At 62.7% G+C, this 15,709-nt stretch carries 19 protein-coding genes; 11 read left to right on the top strand and 8 right to left on the bottom strand.

The genetic code is table 11. The features are described from left to right. Positions 1-100: 100 nt before the first annotated feature. On the bottom strand, positions 101-757 hold the full coding sequence (locus JGU71_RS06345; protein ID WP_199703182.1) for an SCP2 sterol-binding domain-containing protein: 657 nt from the start codon (positions 755-757) through the stop codon (positions 101-103). A 75-nt stretch (positions 758-832) separates the two neighbouring features. On the opposite strand from JGU71_RS06345, the gene JGU71_RS06340 reads away from it, so the two are divergent. Genes JGU71_RS06340 through yhjD form a run of 5 tightly spaced genes read left to right on the top strand, consistent with a single transcriptional unit; the run spans position 833 to position 4,601 of the window. After that, positions 833-1,636: an exodeoxyribonuclease III gene (locus JGU71_RS06340; RefSeq protein WP_199703181.1), complete on the top strand. Its 804-nt coding sequence runs from the start codon at positions 833-835 to the stop codon at positions 1,634-1,636. Next, positions 1,633-2,067: a guanyl-specific ribonuclease gene (locus JGU71_RS06335; RefSeq protein ID WP_199703180.1), complete on the top strand. Its 435-nt coding sequence runs from the start codon at positions 1,633-1,635 to the stop codon at positions 2,065-2,067. Before JGU71_RS06340 ends, JGU71_RS06335 begins: the two co-directional genes overlap by 4 nt. Then, positions 2,067-2,495, top strand: a complete 429-nt coding sequence (locus tag JGU71_RS06330; RefSeq protein WP_199703179.1) for a barstar family protein — start codon at positions 2,067-2,069, stop codon at positions 2,493-2,495. Before JGU71_RS06335 ends, JGU71_RS06330 begins: the two co-directional genes overlap by 1 nt. 58 nt (positions 2,496-2,553) lie before the next feature. Then, positions 2,554-3,579, top strand: a complete 1,026-nt coding sequence (gene trpS, locus JGU71_RS06325; protein WP_199703178.1) for a tryptophan--tRNA ligase — start codon at positions 2,554-2,556, stop codon at positions 3,577-3,579. Then, complete coding sequence (yhjD, locus tag JGU71_RS06320; RefSeq protein WP_199703177.1) at positions 3,576-4,601, top strand: inner membrane protein YhjD; 1,026 nt, start codon at positions 3,576-3,578, stop codon at positions 4,599-4,601. Before trpS ends, yhjD begins: the two co-directional genes overlap by 4 nt. 62 nt (positions 4,602-4,663) lie before the next feature. On the opposite strand, the gene JGU71_RS06315 is transcribed toward yhjD, so the two are convergent. Then, positions 4,664-5,998 carry a D-alanyl-D-alanine carboxypeptidase family protein gene (locus tag JGU71_RS06315; RefSeq protein ID WP_199703176.1) on the bottom strand — a complete coding sequence of 445 codons (1,335 nt, stop codon included), beginning with the start codon at positions 5,996-5,998 and terminating at the stop codon, positions 4,664-4,666. 106 nt (positions 5,999-6,104) lie between these two features. Here JGU71_RS06315 and JGU71_RS06310 point away from each other — a divergent pair, with 106 nt between their 5' ends. Together JGU71_RS06310 and JGU71_RS06305 are read left to right on the top strand one after the other, a co-directional pair. Continuing rightward, positions 6,105-6,614: a GbsR/MarR family transcriptional regulator gene (locus JGU71_RS06310; protein WP_199703175.1), complete on the top strand. Its 510-nt coding sequence runs from the start codon at positions 6,105-6,107 to the stop codon at positions 6,612-6,614. Then, positions 6,611-6,865 carry a hypothetical protein gene (locus JGU71_RS06305; protein WP_233528805.1) on the top strand — a complete coding sequence of 85 codons (255 nt, stop codon included), beginning with the start codon at positions 6,611-6,613 and terminating at the stop codon, positions 6,863-6,865. The genes JGU71_RS06310 and JGU71_RS06305 overlap by 4 nt, the downstream gene beginning before the upstream one ends. 21 nt (positions 6,866-6,886) lie before the next feature. Here the strand turns inward: JGU71_RS06305 and JGU71_RS06300 are convergent, their stop codons facing one another. Both JGU71_RS06300 and JGU71_RS06295 read right to left on the bottom strand, forming a co-directional pair. Beyond that, on the bottom strand, positions 6,887-7,486 hold the full coding sequence (locus tag JGU71_RS06300) for a CHAP domain-containing protein (RefSeq protein WP_199703174.1): 600 nt from the start codon (positions 7,484-7,486) through the stop codon (positions 6,887-6,889). A gap of 32 nt (positions 7,487-7,518) precedes the next feature. Next, on the bottom strand, positions 7,519-8,070 hold the full coding sequence (locus tag JGU71_RS06295; RefSeq protein WP_199703173.1) for a hypothetical protein: 552 nt from the start codon (positions 8,068-8,070) through the stop codon (positions 7,519-7,521). 150 nt (positions 8,071-8,220) lie between these two features. On the opposite strand from JGU71_RS06295, the gene JGU71_RS06290 reads away from it, so the two are divergent. Both JGU71_RS06290 and JGU71_RS06285 read left to right on the top strand, forming a co-directional pair. Then, on the top strand, positions 8,221-9,753 hold the full coding sequence (locus JGU71_RS06290) for an MFS transporter (protein ID WP_199703172.1): 1,533 nt from the start codon (positions 8,221-8,223) through the stop codon (positions 9,751-9,753). After that, positions 9,743-10,336: an acyl-CoA-like ligand-binding transcription factor gene (locus JGU71_RS06285; protein ID WP_199703171.1), complete on the top strand. Its 594-nt coding sequence runs from the start codon at positions 9,743-9,745 to the stop codon at positions 10,334-10,336. The genes JGU71_RS06290 and JGU71_RS06285 overlap by 11 nt, the downstream gene beginning before the upstream one ends. A gap of 15 nt (positions 10,337-10,351) precedes the next feature. Here the strand turns inward: JGU71_RS06285 and JGU71_RS06280 are convergent, their stop codons facing one another. The 4 genes from JGU71_RS06280 to sdhC are packed head-to-tail and all read right to left on the bottom strand — an operon-like array spanning position 10,352 to position 13,751. Further along, the gene (locus tag JGU71_RS06280) at positions 10,352-11,125 is read right to left on the bottom strand and encodes a succinate dehydrogenase iron-sulfur subunit (RefSeq protein WP_199703170.1); all 774 of its coding nucleotides are present in this window, start codon (positions 11,123-11,125) and stop codon (positions 10,352-10,354) included. Next, complete coding sequence (sdhA, locus tag JGU71_RS06275; protein ID WP_199703169.1) at positions 11,125-12,879, bottom strand: succinate dehydrogenase flavoprotein subunit; 1,755 nt, start codon at positions 12,877-12,879, stop codon at positions 11,125-11,127. The genes JGU71_RS06280 and sdhA overlap by 1 nt, the downstream gene beginning before the upstream one ends. Positions 12,880-12,895: 16 nt before the next feature. After that, complete coding sequence (locus JGU71_RS06270; RefSeq protein ID WP_199703168.1) at positions 12,896-13,342, bottom strand: succinate dehydrogenase hydrophobic membrane anchor subunit; 447 nt, start codon at positions 13,340-13,342, stop codon at positions 12,896-12,898. A 1-nt stretch (position 13,343) separates the two neighbouring features. Continuing rightward, positions 13,344-13,751 (bottom strand): succinate dehydrogenase, cytochrome b556 subunit, encoded by a 408-nt coding sequence (gene sdhC / locus JGU71_RS06265; protein WP_199703167.1) that lies wholly within the window; start codon positions 13,749-13,751, stop codon positions 13,344-13,346. A gap of 228 nt (positions 13,752-13,979) precedes the next feature. Here sdhC and JGU71_RS06260 point away from each other — a divergent pair, with 228 nt between their 5' ends. Then, positions 13,980-14,408 carry a cytidine deaminase gene (locus JGU71_RS06260; protein ID WP_199703166.1) on the top strand — a complete coding sequence of 143 codons (429 nt, stop codon included), beginning with the start codon at positions 13,980-13,982 and terminating at the stop codon, positions 14,406-14,408. After that, positions 14,401-15,681: a thymidine phosphorylase gene (locus JGU71_RS06255; RefSeq protein ID WP_199703165.1), complete on the top strand. Its 1,281-nt coding sequence runs from the start codon at positions 14,401-14,403 to the stop codon at positions 15,679-15,681. Before JGU71_RS06260 ends, JGU71_RS06255 begins: the two co-directional genes overlap by 8 nt. Positions 15,682-15,709 lie beyond the last annotated feature (28 nt).

Here is a 15,709-nt window from a genome sequence, read left to right as displayed (position 1 = left end):
CCTTTCCTCGACGTCATTGTCCGGAAAAAGCTGTCTCTTCGAAGCTGGGTTATACGTTACTGAGGCTCACACACGGTGTTGGGTGAGCGCAAGTACCCGGTCAGGCTGACGGAACTTCGAACATCTTCATAAATCCCGCGGCGAAGCCGATCGAGCCGCTCACTTTGACCTTGCCGCGAACGAACATCATCTTGGCACCTGCGTTGCCGGTCGCCAGTTTGAGCAGGTTCGCCGGGCTGAGCGTGATCGTCGTCTTCGCATCGGGTGCGAGTGACTTCTCGACGCTGCACTTTCGATCCGCGATGGTGACTGCGTAGTCGTCGGTTTCCTTGCCGCCGTTGCCTTTCCCGCTGACCCGGAACTGCATGACGACCCGGCCGTCGCGAGCTCTCTCGGGCAGGAAGTGGGCGTCCATCCGCCGGAACAGTTCGTCCAGGACTCGGGTGCGCAACGCGGGATCCGCTGTTGCAGCTTTGAGTTGATCGTCGGACGCCCGAGCGATCAACTTCGCGAAGTTCGTTGCGTCCATCTTTGCCAGGTCGACGTCGGCACCTGCGTCAGCGAGGCGCGCGAGGTTGCTCAGCAACGACGCGAATTCCTCGTTCTTCAGCTTCTTCGGATCGACGAGGCGGCCGACGACGTCGACGTCGAGATCACCTATCGCCGGATCGTCGGCTTGCAAACGTCCTAGTAGCGCTACGAGTTCGCTGGACTTCAGCTTCGAGAGTGCGGCCTCGCCGAGGTCGGTTTGCGTCATGGTCTAAACCGTAAACCGTGCGCTGGTGGTGCTGTGCGGAGGGTTCGCTGCGCCAGGGTCCGCTACCGTGCTCACGTGGCTCACATCATCTCTTCCGTCAACGTCAACGGTGTTCGTGCCGCAGCTCGGAAAGGTTTGCTCGAATGGTTGGCGGCAACCGAGGCAGACGCTGTGTGCCTGCAGGAAACTCGGGCGACCGACGATGAATTGCAGATCGCGCTCGGTCCGGCGCTGGCGTCCGGTTGGCATCTCGCCACAGCGGAACCCACGGCCGCAAAGGGTCGAAGCGGAGTCGCGATCCTGTCCCGCAGGCCGGCCGACAAGGTTCGCGTCGCCTTCGGTTCGGACGAGTTCGCCGAATCCGGTCGCTACGTCGAAGCGGACTTCGGTGACTTGACCGTCGCGAGTGTGTACGTCCCGTCAGGTGGCGTCGGAACGCCGCGTCAAGACGAGAAGGACCGTTTTCTCGATGCCTTCGGCCGCTACCTCCGAGCCGCCGCGCTGGCGACGACGGAGGCGAACAAGAATCTGGTTGTGAGCGGCGACTGGAACATCGCCCACACCGACCTCGATCTGAAGGCCTGGAAGGCCAATCGGAAGTCGTCGGGATGTCTTCCGTACGAACGTGTTTGGATCGATTCGCTGCTAGCGGCGGGGCTGGCCGACGTCGCTCGCCGACTGAACCCGGAGGTGGCCGGGCCCTACACCTGGTGGTCCTACCGAGGTCGCGCGTTCGACAACGACGCAGGCTGGCGGATCGACTATCAACTGGCGACCGCGGAGCTTGCCGAACGAGCGAAGCAGGTGACCGTCGAGCGAGCGCAGACCTACGACACGCGCTGGTCCGATCACGCACCCGTGACGGTGCAGTACCGATGAACAGGTCCAGACTGATCGGCGCGGGTGCCGCCGCAGTGTTGGTGGTCGTCGTCGCGCTGTTGCTGCTCTCCTCGCGTGGCGAAGACAATGCGCCGAGCGCCGGGTCCCCGACGACCGGTGACGGACGGTCGATTTCGGCGCAGGTGTCGGGTGTACCGGCGGCGGCGACGGCGACTCTGCAGAAGATCGACGCGGGCTCGTGGCCCGAATCCGCCAACGCTCCGGGAACAAAGGGCGGCGAGACCTGGCGCAATCGTGACCGCCAGTTGCCGGTGAAAGATGCTGCCGGCAAAGCGATCACCTACAAGGAGTGGGACGTCAATCCGAAGCGCCGCGGCCAGACCCGTGATGCGGAGCGAATCGTCACCGGCAGCGACGGCTCCGCCTGGTACACCGGCGATCACTACAAGACCTTCACGAGGATGCGTTGATGTCGGATATCGAGAAGATCCTGACCGGGTCGCCAGTCTTCGGCCGTGTTGTCGCCGCACGTGACGACGGTTCGATCAGTTTTCGAGCGACCGAACTCGGCTACCTCGTCCGTACGGTTCGTGGTGACAAGATGCCGACCGTGCAGCGACTGTTCGACGAGTTCGCGGCCGCTTTCCAGTTCCCCGACTACTTCGGCGAAAACAAGGATGCATTCGACGAATGTATGCGCGATCTCGACGAATTCGTCGGCGCTGCACCCGGTTACGTCGTCGTCGTGCGAGCTGCCGATCAGTTGCTCAGTCGGGAACCCGAAGAAAAGCGGTGGTTCGTCGAAGCGATGGACTTCTATGCGCAGGAGTGGGCGAAGAAGCCTGATCCGGTGCTGTTCAAAGTTGTCGAGATCAGTAGGGCGCTGCGCGCCTCGTGAGTCCTTCCGGAGGGCCGGACCACCGAAAAGACTCACGAGGCGCGTAGCCTCCTAGACCATGTCCAGCACCGCCCCGACTTCGTTGCCACGTGTCCTCTCCGGGATCCAGCCGACCGCAGATTCTTTCCATCTCGGCAATTATCTGGGCGCGCTGAAGGATTGGGTCGGGCTGCAGGACGGCCACGACGCGTTGTACTTCATCCCGGACCTGCATGCGATCACGATGCCGCAGGATCCGAAGCTGCTTGCCAAGCGAACCCGAGTATCGGTCGCGCAGTTGTTGGCGATCGGCATCGACCCGAACAAGTCGACATTGTTCGTGCAGAGCCAGGTACCCCAGCACGCCGAGCTGGCCTGGGTATTGAACTGCCTCACCGGGTTCGGTGAGGCGTCGCGGATGACGCAGTTCAAGGACAAGTCCGCACGCGAAGGGAACGAGCAGGCGAGTGTCGGACTTTTCACCTATCCGATCCTGCAGGCTGCCGACATCCTGCTCTACCGGGCGCAACTCGTTCCCGTCGGTGAGGATCAGCGCCAGCACCTCGAACTCACCCGTGACCTCGCACAACGATTCAACACTCGTTACAAGAAGACTTTCGTCGTACCCGACGCGCACATCATCAAGGGCACGGCGAAGATTTTCGACCTGCAGAACCCGACGGCGAAGATGAGCAAGTCCGCCGCATCCGACACCGGCATCATCAACCTTCTCGACGATCCGAAGATTTCGGCCAAAAGGATCAAGTCGGCCGTCACCGATACCGAGCGCGAGATCAGGTTCGATCCCGCCACGAAGCCCGGCGTGAGCAACCTTCTGGTGATTCTCGGTGCGCTGACGGGTGAGCCGATTGAGACCCTCGAAACTGGGTATGAGGGGAAGGGTTACGGCGACCTCAAGGGCGACGTTGCCGATGCTCTGGTCGAATTCGTCACCCCGATTCAGGCGCAAGTGACAGAATTTCTGGCGGACCCGGCCGAGCTGGACCGGATTTTGACGATCGGTGCCGAGCGAGCACGTGCGATTGCCTCCGTGACCCTGCGGCAGGTGTACGAACGAGTGGGGTTCCTGACCCCGAAAGGGTGAGTGCCATCCCTGACGTCAAGGCAATCCTGAAGCAACAACGCGAAGAGCGACCCTGGCTCGATCACCTGATTCGCGCCGCCGGACGATTCCAGCAACAACGCGGCGACTACTACGCCGCCGGCATCACCTACTTCACCGTGCTGGCGCTGTTCCCGTTGCTGATGGTCGGTTTCTCGGCGGCGGGCTTCGTCCTCGTCGGCAATCCCGATCTACTCGACACCGTTCGCGAGAAGGTGACCGAGAATGTCGACGGGTCGATGGGCGATCAGCTCAAAAGCTTGATCGATCAGGCGATCGATTCGCGTACCGGCGTTGGTGTCATCGGCTTGCTCGGCGCGCTGTACGCCGGGCTCGGCTGGATGGCAAACCTGCGTGCCGCGTTGACCGAGCAGTGGGATCAGAAGCACGAGCCGGACAACTTCGTGAAGACCAAGATCGTCGACCTCGGTGCTCTCGTCGGACTCGCACTTGCCCTTGTCGTCTCGCTCGGTCTCTCGGCTATCAGTTCGGGCGCGGTCGGCAAACGACTCCTCGCCTTGGTCAACCTCGACGAGGTGCCCGGCGTCGGAATTGTGCTGCGCGTGGTGTCGATCGCGCTGGCACTCTTGGCGTCGTGGGCGGTATTCGTGTGGGTGATCGCCCGACTGCCACGCGAACCGGTCACCATCAAGAGCGCGATGCGTGCGGCCCTGCTGGCTGCGGTCTTCTTCGAGATCTTCAAGCAGATTGCGACGTTCTATCTGAAGTCCGTCCTCGGCAGCCCGGCCGGCGCTGCGTTCGGTCCGATCATCGGCATCATGGTGTTCAGCTTCTTCACGGCGCGAATCATTCTGTTCGCGACGGCGTGGGCAGCGACCGCCGACGAGAACCTCGCAATGGTCGCAGTACTCCCACCGGATCCTGCGGTCATCTCGCCGCGGGTCGAGGTCCGCACCGGACCGTCCGTTGCGGGCGGGATTGCCCTCGTCGGCGCGGGAGCTCTTGCCGCGCTTGGCATTTCGGGAGCTCGCAAACGGCGCTAGGCGGTTCGCCGAACCTGGCGAACCATGCTGCCTTCACCAGCGGCTCCGATCGTGCGACGGGATCAGTGTCGGTTGCGCCGACGATTGAGCGAGTCGGCCCAGTAGAGCAAAGCAAGCACAACGAGCACACCCAAGAGTACGAAAACCAGAGGCCCAGCCCAGCCGAAGTCGTCGTCGGTCGACTTCGGAAGTCGAGACGCCGTTGCGTCGACCGGCGGCGCAGCCAGTGTGACGCCACTGCTCTGCTGCCGACGTGACGTGGTCGTCGTGACTGGTGTGCCCTCCGGTTCGACGAGTGTGCCGACCGAAGCGTCGCGATCGAGAGAAAAGCCGTAATCGAGCAGACGCGCCGCCTGCTCCCACGGTCTGATCGGAAGCACATCGGCCTTGAGCAGCGTGATGCCGAGTCGGCGACCGTTGCGCTCTGCCCCAGCGACGAAGGTCTGCCTGGCGTCGTCCGTGTAACCGGTCTTGCCGCCGAGTGCACCGTCGTAGTTGTAGAGCAGTTGGTTGTCGTTGCCGATCGTGAACGCCGGGTGATCCTTGTCGTCGGGGATGCGGGGGTCTGGCGGAAAGCCGGGAAACTGAACCTGCTCGGTGCGGATCAACTCTGCGAACTTCGGAATTCGCATCGCTTCGCGGAAGAAGAGAGCAAGGTCGTAGGCGGAGCTCGACATGCCGGGACCGTCGAGGCCCGATGGTGTTGCGGCGCGAGTGTCCATGCCGCCCAACGACTTCGCGAGGTCGTTCATCTTGCGGACCGCAGCCTCGTCGCCGCCGAGTTGGGCAGAGATCGCGTGTGCGGCGTCGTTGCCTGACGCCATGACCAGTGCTTGCATCAGTTGTAGATTCGTATAGCGCCCACCGGGCCCGATTCCGACCCGCGTGCCGTCGACCTCCGAATCGGCGATCGTCCCCGTGACCACGCGACCCAGGTCGAGCTCGCGCAATGCCACGATCGCAAGCAGAATTTTGATCGTGCTTGCGGGGCGGTAGCGACCGTGCGGGTCTTTCGCGGCGAGAACGGCGCCGGAGTCGAGGTCCGACAGCACCCACGCTGTCGCGGAGATCTCCTTCGGCAGGGCAGGCGCACTGTCGGGAGTCACCGAACCACAATCGCCCAATTCGTCACCGCCTACCGGCTCGTCCGGTATCGGCAATGGCTGCGGCGTCGGATCGCCGGGGGCGGGCACCTCCGAGAGGTCGATCGCCTTCGGCGGGCTCGAGCTGTTGGGGCAATTGTCGGTATTCGGTGTTGTGAAGGGTGTCGTCGTCGGGGTCGTCGTCGAGGTGGACGTCGACGGATCGTCGGCTGGATCGGCTACAGCGGTCCCACCCGAAATCCCGATCAGGACCGCTGCGACGACCGCGACCGAACTTGTGAATCGCGCTCTCATGGTGGGGGCAGCCTAGGGCAGCCGACCGCGCGCTTCAAAAGGAACTAGATAGCTGAAATGACACTTATAATTGTCATTTGAATCTCCGTCGCGCTAGGTTGGAGCCGTGCCCGCTGACGCCGAGATCGTATTCGCCGACCACGTTGGCCGCTTCTACGCTCGGCAGTACGGATTTCCGCCCATGGCGGGGCGGCTGCTCGGGTACCTGTTCGTGTGCGAACCGGCGGCGCAAACGATCGACGAACTCAGCGACGCCCTGCTTGCGAGTCGCAGCGCTATCACCGGTGCCGTGAAAATGCTCGAGAGCTTTCACATCGTCAGGCGTGACCGGGCGGCGGGGGAGCGCGTCGACCGAGTGACTATCGACCCCGAAAGTCGCCAACCTCAGAACTTCGACTCCGCAATTCACGAAGAGCACGCAGCACTCTTTCGTGAAGGTCTTGCGCTGCTGAGTGACTCCTCTGCGGAACGCCGCGCGCCGCTGGAAGAGACGATCGCGTTGGCCGAATTCCTCGGCGAGCGGCTACCCGAATTGCGCGACGAATGGCTGGTTCGTCGTGAAAACCTCCGGCGCACAGGCGCATTGCCGACGCCGACAACGACGAAAGGCACATGATAGTGGACCAAGAGCTTATCGACCTCAGGCGGCAGGCAGCCGAAGGCAGTCAGGATGCCGTTGACCAACTCGTCGAATTGGCAGGCGAGCGTGGCGATTTCGACGAACTACGCCGCCTCGCCGCCGACGGTAGTCAGGATGCTGTCGACCAACTCGTCGAGCTGGCCGAAGAACGAGGTGACGTCGCGGAGCTGCAACGACTCGCCGATGCAGGCAGCCAAGATGCAGCCGACATACTCGGCGAGCTCTAGTTATCGGATCGCCCGAGTGGGCTACAGGACGCCGTAGCCGACGATCCCGGCATCGCTGAGATCGACTGTGCTGACGCGAATCTCATCGCCTTCGTTGCCGCCGACGGTGGTCAGCGTCCCGGCATCGTTGGCGACGACGACGTTGGTGTGCTGACCGAACTTGCTGTCGTCGCTGTAGAGCACCGTGTCGCCGATCTTCGGCTGATAACCGGTGCCGTGTGCGACGAATCGACCGTTAGCGGTGTAGAACTCCTGCAATGTGTAGACGCCGGGGATACGCCAGGATCCCGAGTTCGGATTTGCTAAAGGCATTTCTGCCTCGCGCATGATCCAGCTGACGAAGTCGGCACACCAGGGTTCGTCGACGCCTTCGGAATACTTCTCGCCAGGCGGTGCAGCGTCGAACTCGGTGTGCAGCAGTTCGACGATCTTGGCTTGGCGTGGGTCGAGGCCGGCGGTCGACACCGCTGGGAATGCTTGCGGCCCAGCAGCATCGAATACGCCGAACTTGGCGACCGCGATCCCTAACGCGATGGCGACGACACCGAGCAGGGCAAACCCGCCGAGTATTGCCCGCGTTGTTCGAGGCGCCGATGTTTCCCTCGCCGATGTTTCCCCCATGGCATCGAGAATAGCGGCAGGTCGGCTATCTTTCAGATAGGCAGACGCACGTCCCACAGTCGCATTCCCGGTTCCAGCAACCATTGCCGCGCCGCCATCAATCGAATTATTCGCAACGTGCCGCTGATGAGTACGAATGCGACGGGCAATTCGAGAATCAGTGCGGTCGCCACCGCGATCCAGACGTCGTCCGCTTGGGCGGTCATGATGTCGAACCACGCGTCGCAGAGCAGCAGGATTCCGGTCGCGAACGCTGTCAGCACGAGCAGTTGTCTGCGTTTCCAGCCGAGCACTGCGGTCGTCGCCATCATGACGACGAGCAGTCCGTCGAACCCGACCCAGGTGAGTGTCCAGTTGTTGGCAACGTAGTCGTCCGGCAACGTCAACAGCAGGTAGACGATCCAGGGGATCAGCGCAATCGAGCCGAAGATCATCATGCCGAGCCGCGCACGGCGGATCCGCTCGATGTGCTCGGGCGGAGGGAACAGTTCTGCGATCGGGCGCTGTAACCGCGCGATCAACTCACGACGCTGCATCGGCGTCATCGTGTCGATCTGATCGTCGGTCAAGAAGTGGTCGGTCATCTCACCGCCTGTCATGTCGGGACGTCTGCACCTCAGTGTCCGCTGGGGGTGGCGCCTCGGAATCGGAGATGCCAATACGAGGTATTGACAGCCTGCCTTAAATGGTGGTTACTATCAAAATAGATAAACATCCACTTGATAGGAGATGTCATGACCAAAGTCGATTCGCGTCGCCGGTGGCTGGCACTCGGTGCTCTTGCAGTCGCGATGCTGACGATCGGACTCGACGTCACAGTGCTGACCGTTGCCTTGCCGACCCTTGCGACGGACCTCGACGCGAGCAGTTCTCAGCTGCAGTGGTTCAGCTCGGCGTACACGCTTGTGCTCGCCGCCGCGATGCTGCCCGCAGGCGCACTGGGGGACCGCTACGGGCGCAAGAAGTTTCTGCTCGGAGCCCTGCTGCTCTTCGGCGCCGCCTCGCTGGCTTGCAGCTACGCCGCGACGTCCGGGCAACTTGTCGCAGGTCGGGCCGTACTCGGACTCGGCGCCGCGATCATGATGCCGCTATCGATGTCGGTGCTGCCGATCCTGTTTCCCGACTCGAAAGAGCGGGCGCGGGCTTTGACGATCTGGGTGACGTCGACAGCGATCGGCCTTCCGCTCGGCCCGATTCTCGGTGGCTGGCTACTCGAGCACTACTGGTGGGGGTCGGTCTTCCTCATCAACGTCCCGCTCGTCCTCGTCGGCGCTGTGGCGGTCGCCGTGCTCGTGCCCGAATCGCGTAGCGCGCAACGCACTCCCATCGACGTTCCAGGTGCCGTCGCTTCCTCGCTCGGCCTCCTGAGCCTCACCTACGGCTTCATTCGAGCCGGCGAGAACGGCTGGAGTGACATCGTCGTCGGGGCCTCGATCGCTGCGGGCATTGCCATACTCGCGGTCTTCGCGTGGTGGGAAAGCCGAACCGAACATCCGCTGATCGACCTCTCGCTGTTCGCGAGTGCAGGGTTTCGGTGGGGCACGATCTTCGCGACCCTGGTCAACTTCGGCATGTTCGGGCTGTTCTTCACCGCACCACAGTATTTTCAGGCAGTCCTCGGCACCGATGCCCTCGGTAGTGGTCTGCGCTTGCTGCCGCTGATCGGCGGACTTGTCGTCGGCACGCGACTGGGTGACCGATTGCTCCAACGTGCGGGTGCGCGGTCGGTGATCGTCGTCGGCTTCGTTTTGCTGACGGCAGGACTTGCAACCGGCGCACTGACCTCCGTCGAATCCGGCTACGGATTCACCGCAATCTGGATCACCGTTGTCGGTGCGGGGATGGGCTTCGTGATGCCCGCAGCGATGGGTGTCGCAATGGACGCATTGTCGGCCGAGCGATCCGGGTCGGGCTCGGCACTGATTCAGGCACTTCGGCAGGCTGGTGGCACGATCGGGGTGGCTATCCTCGGTACCGTGCTCGCCACGCGCTACCGCTCCGAACTCGGCGACCTCGATACCGCGCCGATCAGCGACGGCGTCAACGCCGTTGTCGCAGTGGCGAAGTCGACCGGCGACTCCGGATTGCTCGAGCACGTACAGGCGTCGTTTGTGTCCGGCATGGGCGTCATGCTGTGGGTCTGTGCGGCAACCTGCGCGGTCGCAGTTGTCCTTGCGGCACGCTTTCGCCCGCAGGCGACGAACCCGACAACCCCGGATGCGACGCCACCGTCGGTGGATAAGTCAGAATCAGTGCATGCCGGCTGACACGACCGTTCCATCGATCGGGCTCAGGGAACGAAAAAAGGCGCGCACTCGGGCCACCATTCGGTCCGAGGCGTTCCGCCTGTTCGAGGAGCAAGGGTACGCGGAGACGACGATCGAGCAGATCGCGGAAGCCGCAGACGTTTCGCCGAGCACGTTCTTCCGGTATTTCCCCACGAAGGAACAGTTGGTGCTCGCCGACGATCTCGATCCCGCGATGATCCAGGCGGTCGCCGCTCAGCCATCCGACGTACCGATGTTCGCCGCGATCCGACTCGCTGCAGAGGCGCTGTTCAACGATTTGACGCCGGAGGACGTCGAATTCGAGAGGCGCCGCACCCGCCTGCTCTACTCGGTACCCGAATTGAAACGGGCTGTGACGCAAGAAATGATGCGCACCATCGACATGCTCGCTGAGATGATGGCCGAGCGCACCGGTCGATCCGCCGACGACACCGAAGTGCGCGCACATGCCGGCGCAATGGTCGGTGCCATCGTCGCGACGATGAACGAAAATACGAACAGCCCGACCGACGCGCTCCGAGCGGTTCGCTATCTGGAAGACGGCTTACCGCTCGGGCGCTGATCCGTAGAAAGTAGGTCAGCGTGCAAACAGCAACGCGCGCTTGACTTCCTGAATTGCCTTCGTCACTTCGATGCCACGCGGGCACGCGTCGGTGCAGTTGAACGTCGTGCGGCAACGCCACACACCTTCGACGTCGTTGAGGATGTCGAGACGCTCGCGCGCACCTTCGTCACGGCTGTCGAAAATGAACCGGTGCGCATTGACGATCGCGGCGGGACCGAAGTAGCTGCCGTCACTCCAGTACACCGGGCACGACGTGGTGCAGCACGCACACAGAATGCACTTCGTGGTGTCGTCGAAGCGGTGACGATCGGCCGCCGACTGGATGCGCTCCCGTGTCGGCTCGTTGCCCGTGGTGATCAGGTACGGCTTGACCGCACGGAACGCATCGAAGAACGGTTCCATGTCGACGATCAGATCCTTCTCGACCGGCAAGCCACGGATCGGCTCGACCGAGATGGTCAGCGTCTTGCTGGAGTCCTTCGGCAACATGTCACGCATCAGCACCTTGCAGGCAAGACGGTTGACGCCGTTGATCCGCATAGCGTCCGAACCGCACACGCCGTGCGCGCACGAGCGCCGGAACGTGAGTGTGCCGTCCAGGTAGTTCTTGATGTAGAGCAGCAGGTTCAACAGCCGGTCGGTCGGCAGGCAGGGAACCTGGAAGCTCTCCCAATGCGCACCGAGATCGTTCTCCGGGTTGAAGCGCGCGATCTTCATGGTGACCATGACCGATCCCTCGGGGACCGGCGCCGCCTTCTCTGGGGCTGGTGCTTCGGTGGTCGTCATCAGTACTTACGCTCCATCGGCTCGTAGCGGGTCTGCACTACCGGCTTGAAGTCGAGGCGAATGTCGGACAGCAGATCGCTGCCCTCCTTGTACGCCATCGTGTGCCGCATGAAGTTGACGTCGTCGCGGTTCGGATAGTCCTCGCGAGCGTGTCCACCGCGGGTTTCCTTGCGGTTGAGGGCACCGACGACGGTGACTTCGGCCAACTCGAGCAGGAAGCCGAGTTCGAGCGCTTCGAGCAGATCGCTGTTGTAGCGCTTTCCCTTGTCGTGCACTGTGATTCGGTTGTAGCGCTCTTTGAGATTCTGGATGTCGCCCAACGCCTGCTTGAGTGTGTCCTCCGTGCGGAAGACGGATGCGTTGTTGTCCATCGTCTTCTGCATTTCGGTCCGGATGTCGGCCGCGCGCTCGTGTCCGTCGCCGGAGAGAATGCGGGCCAGCCACTGCTCGACCATGTGCTCGGGCTTGTCGGGCATCGGGACGAAGTCGGCGTGCCGCTCCGCGTAGTCGGCTGCCGCCATACCTGCACGACGACCGAACACGTTGATGTCGAGCAGCGAGTTGGTGCCGAGGCGATTGGCGCCGTGCACCGACACGCAGGCGCATTCGCCGGCGGCGTAGAGGCCGTAGACGATGTCCTTGTTGTTGCGCAGCACCTCGCCACGGATCCGTGTCGGGATTCCGCCCATGACGTAGTGGCAGGTCGGGAACACGGGAACGAGTTCGGTCACCGGGTCGACACCGAGGTAGGTGCGCGAGAATTCGGTGATGTCGGGGAGTTTCTCCTCCAGCACCTCTGCGCCGAGGTGGGTCACGTCGATGTAGACGTAGTCCTTGTCGGGTCCGGCGCCGCGGCCTTCGAGGACCTCGAGCACCATCGACCGCGCGACGATGTCACGAGGTGCGAGGTCCTTGATCGTCGGCGCATAACGCTCCATAAAGCGTTCGCCGTCGACGTTGCGCAGAATGCCACCCTCGCCGCGGACGGCTTCGGAGATGAGGATGCCCAGCCCTGCGAGTCCGGTCGGATGGAACTGGTGGAACTCCATGTCCTCCAAGGGAAGTCCCTTGCGGAACACGATCGCCATACCGTCGCCGGTCAGGGTGTGCGCGTTGGATGTCGTCTTGTACATACGGCCCGAACCGCCGGTCGCGAAGACGATCGACTTCGCATGGAACACGTGCAGTTCGCCGGTCGCCAGCTCGTAGGCGATGACGCCCGTGGCGGTCGGTCCGCGGTCGGTCTCGGTGATCGCGATGTCGAGCACGTAGAACTCGTTGAAGAACTGCACGTCGTGCTTGACGCAGTTCTGGTAGAGCGTCTGCAGGATCATGTGACCGGTGCGGTCGGCGGCGTAACAGGCCCGGCGGACCGGAGCCTTGCCGTGGTCACGCGTATGTCCACCGAAGCGGCGTTGATCGATCTTGCCCTCGGGCGTCCGGTTGAACGGCAGACCCATCTTCTCGAGGTCGAGAACGGCGTCGATCGCTTCCTTCGCCATGATCTCGGCGGCGTCCTGGTCGACCAGGTAGTCGCCGCCCTTCACGGTGTCGAAGGTGTGCCATTCCCAGTTGTCTTCTTCGACGTTCGCAAGGGCCGCGCACATGCCGCCCTGCGCGGCGCCGGTGTGGCTACGAGTCGGATAGAGCTTGGTCAGTACCGCTGTCCGAACGCGGGGGCCCGCTTCGATAGCGGCGCGCATACCCGCGCCGCCTGCTCCAACGATGACGACGTCATAGCGATGTTCCTGCATGTTTGTCTCAGTTCCCCTAGCTGGCCTTGATATTGGGGTCGAAAGTGAAGATGACGTAGGTGCCGAGTCCCATGATGAGGATCATCGACAGCACCAGGAGGGTGTTCAACCAGAACCGTGTCGAATCCTTGCGCGAGTAGTCGGCGATGACGGTCCGAAGTCCGTTGCCGCCGTGCAGCTGCGCCAGCCACAACATCGTCAGATCCCAGAACTGCCAGAACGGGCTGGCCCAACGTCCTGCGACGAACGCGAAGTTGATGCGATGCACACCTTCGTCGACCATCAGCATGATGATCAAGTGGCCGAACACGAGCACGATCAGTGCCAGTCCGGAGAACCGCATGAAGAGCCACGCGTACAACTCGAAGTTGCTCTTGGATGCCTTGCGCGGCGAGCGCGGGTTGTCCAGGCTCGCCGGCCGGTCGTATGAGGTACCGAGCGATTTGGCTTCGGTCGTCGTCATGTCAGTGCCCCGCAAACATGTTGTAGAAGATGCGCCCGGCTGCGGGAATCATGACTACGAACCAGATGCCGAGAATGATCCACAACATCAGTCGCTGGTTCCGCGGGCCCTTGCCCCAGAAGTCGACGAGCATGACGCGAACGCCGTTGAGGCCGTGGTAGAGGACGAGCGCGACGAGCGCCAGTTCCATCAACCCGACCAACGGGTTCTTGTAGGTGTCGACGACTTCGTTGTAGCTGTCCTGGCTCACGCGCACGAGGGCTGTGTCGAGAACGTGGACGAAGAGGAAGAAGAAGAGGGTGACGCCGCTGATGCGGTGCATGACCCAGGACCACATCCCGGGATCACCTCGGTAGAGCGACCGCTTCGGCGCCTTTTCAGGTGCCGCGGTCTCAGTGGTGGTACTCATCGAGTGCTTTGCCTCCAACGTCTTTGATGGACGCGTCGAGCCCCTTCGCTCGACGAGAACCTGAGCCGACTTGTGATCAACTCTAATCCTCTTCGAAACTGGGAACTAACCGAACTAGCGAAACGTTTCGGCGCGAGCGTCGTTGTTAGGTTTGCCTTTCCAATGCTGGAGCGGCAGTTGAATGTGTAATTCGGTAACGTGTTGTCGAGTGAAACGAGGTGGATCACGATGGTCGAAATCGACTGGAATATCTTGCGTGACAACGCTTATCGGACCATGCGAAACGCCTACGCGCCGTACTCTCGGTTTCCCGTCGGCGCCGCTGCCTTAGCAGATGACGGCCGAGTCGTTGTCGGTTGCAATGTGGAGAATGTCTCATATGGACTGGGCCTTTGCGCCGAGTGTGCCGTGATTTGCAACCTCCATTCCAGCGGTGGCGGTCGCTTGATCGCCGTATCCGTTTGCGATGCACGTGGCGAAATTCTCATGCCGTGCGGACGATGCCGACAATTACTGCTCGAACACGGCGGCCCAGGATTGGCGGTCGACTTCCGAACCGGCCCCGTTTCACTCGACACGTTGTTGCCCAACGCATTCGGGCCGGACGATCTCGATGCCGTCAACACCGACAGCAACCGAGGAGCGTCCGATGCCTGACGCCATATCGATCATCATGGCCAAGCGAGACGGCCACGTACTGTCCGAAGACCAGATCGACTGGGTGGTCGACGGCTTCACCCGCGGCATCGTCGCCGACGAACAGATGTCTGCGTTGGCGATGGCAATCCTCCTGCGCGGTATGACACGAGCCGAAACGAGTCGTTGGACGGCCGCGATGATCGCGTCCGGTCAACGACTCGACTTCACAGATTTACCCGCGCCCGCTGTCGACAAACATTCGACGGGCGGCGTCGGAGACAAGATCACGTTGCCGCTCGCACCGCTCGTCGCGGCATGCGGTGCCGCAGTTCCACAACTGTCGGGTCGTGGACTCGGCCACACCGGCGGCACGCTCGACAAGCTGGAGTCCATCCCCGGCTGGCGTGCAGACCTCTCCACCGCCGACATGCGCAGAATCCTCTCCGATCCCGACGTCGGTGCCGTGATCTGCGCGGCCGGCGCAGATCTCGCACCCGCAGACAAGAAGCTTTATGCACTGCGTGACGTCACCGGCACCGTCGAATCGATACCGCTACTTGCGAGCTCGATCATGAGCAAGAAGATCGCCGAAGGCACGGGCTCGCTGGTGCTCGATGTGAAATTCGGCGCAGGCGCATTTATGAAGACCCGCGAGGGCGCGCACGAGTTGGCGACGGCGATGGTCGAACTCGGCCGCGACGCGGGTCTGCCGACCGTCGCGTTGCTCACGGCAATGCAGACCCCACTCGGCCTGACTGCGGGCAACGCACTCGAGGTCGCTGAGTCCATCGACGTGCTGCAGGGCGGCGGACCTGCCGATGTCGTCGAACTGACGCTGGTTCTCGCACGAGAAATGTTGGAGCTCGCGGGTATTCGCGATGTCGATCCTGCCGACCGCCTTGCTGACGGCTCTGCGATGGACCGCTGGCGCGCGATGATCGCAGCACAGGGCGGCGACCCGAACGCGTCCCTACCCCGTGCGAAGCACACCGAGGTTGTCACGGCACCGGAGTCGGGTGTGCTGACGGAGCTGGATGCGATGGCAGTCGGTATCGCTGTGCGGCAGCTCGGCGCCGGACGTGCGCGCCAGGGCGACGCCGTCCAATTCGGGGCCGGTATCGAGCTGGCGGCCAAACCCGGCGACAAGGTACGGCGTGGGCAGGTGCTCTTCACGCTGCACACCGACACTCCCGACACCTTCGCGGGCGCGGTTGAGACGCTGGCTTCGGGCTGGACGATCGGATCCGACGCCCCCGCGCCGTCGCCGCTGGTTGTGGACAGGGTCAGCTGACGCCATCGCTCGGCTTACAGCGCGTTCA

The organism is Antrihabitans stalagmiti, from assembly GCF_016482825.1.
GTDB lineage: Bacteria > Actinomycetota > Actinomycetes > Mycobacteriales > Mycobacteriaceae > Antrihabitans > Antrihabitans stalagmiti.
Note: the sequence above shows the minus strand (reverse complement) of the source record. Positions and strands in the feature narration are given on the sequence as shown.

Excerpts from the sequence above, each read along its gene's own strand:
- JGU71_RS06345 (WP_199703182.1), bottom strand. The coding sequence starts at position 757 with ATGACGCAAACCGACCTCGGCGAGGCCGCACTCTCGAAGCTGAAGTCC.
- JGU71_RS06335 (WP_199703180.1), top strand. The coding sequence starts at position 1,633 with ATGAACAGGTCCAGACTGATCGGCGCGGGTGCCGCCGCAGTGTTGGTG.
- JGU71_RS06330 (WP_199703179.1), top strand. The coding sequence starts at position 2,067 with ATGTCGGATATCGAGAAGATCCTGACCGGGTCGCCAGTCTTCGGCCGT.
- trpS (WP_199703178.1), top strand. The coding sequence starts at position 2,554 with ATGTCCAGCACCGCCCCGACTTCGTTGCCACGTGTCCTCTCCGGGATC.
- JGU71_RS06315 (WP_199703176.1), bottom strand. The coding sequence starts at position 5,998 with ATGAGAGCGCGATTCACAAGTTCGGTCGCGGTCGTCGCAGCGGTCCTG.
- JGU71_RS06305 (WP_233528805.1), top strand. The coding sequence starts at position 6,611 with ATGATAGTGGACCAAGAGCTTATCGACCTCAGGCGGCAGGCAGCCGAA.
- JGU71_RS06300 (WP_199703174.1), bottom strand. The coding sequence starts at position 7,486 with ATGGGGGAAACATCGGCGAGGGAAACATCGGCGCCTCGAACAACGCGG.
- JGU71_RS06295 (WP_199703173.1), bottom strand. The coding sequence starts at position 8,070 with ATGACCGACCACTTCTTGACCGACGATCAGATCGACACGATGACGCCG.
- JGU71_RS06290 (WP_199703172.1), top strand. The coding sequence starts at position 8,221 with ATGACCAAAGTCGATTCGCGTCGCCGGTGGCTGGCACTCGGTGCTCTT.
- JGU71_RS06285 (WP_199703171.1), top strand. The coding sequence starts at position 9,743 with ATGCCGGCTGACACGACCGTTCCATCGATCGGGCTCAGGGAACGAAAA.
- JGU71_RS06280 (WP_199703170.1), bottom strand. The coding sequence starts at position 11,125 with ATGACGACCACCGAAGCACCAGCCCCAGAGAAGGCGGCGCCGGTCCCC.
- sdhA (WP_199703169.1), bottom strand. The coding sequence starts at position 12,879 with ATGCAGGAACATCGCTATGACGTCGTCATCGTTGGAGCAGGCGGCGCG.
- JGU71_RS06270 (WP_199703168.1), bottom strand. The coding sequence starts at position 13,342 with ATGACGACGACCGAAGCCAAATCGCTCGGTACCTCATACGACCGGCCG.
- sdhC (WP_199703167.1), bottom strand. The coding sequence starts at position 13,751 with ATGAGTACCACCACTGAGACCGCGGCACCTGAAAAGGCGCCGAAGCGG.
- JGU71_RS06260 (WP_199703166.1), top strand. The coding sequence starts at position 13,980 with ATGGTCGAAATCGACTGGAATATCTTGCGTGACAACGCTTATCGGACC.
- JGU71_RS06255 (WP_199703165.1), top strand. The coding sequence starts at position 14,401 with ATGCCTGACGCCATATCGATCATCATGGCCAAGCGAGACGGCCACGTA.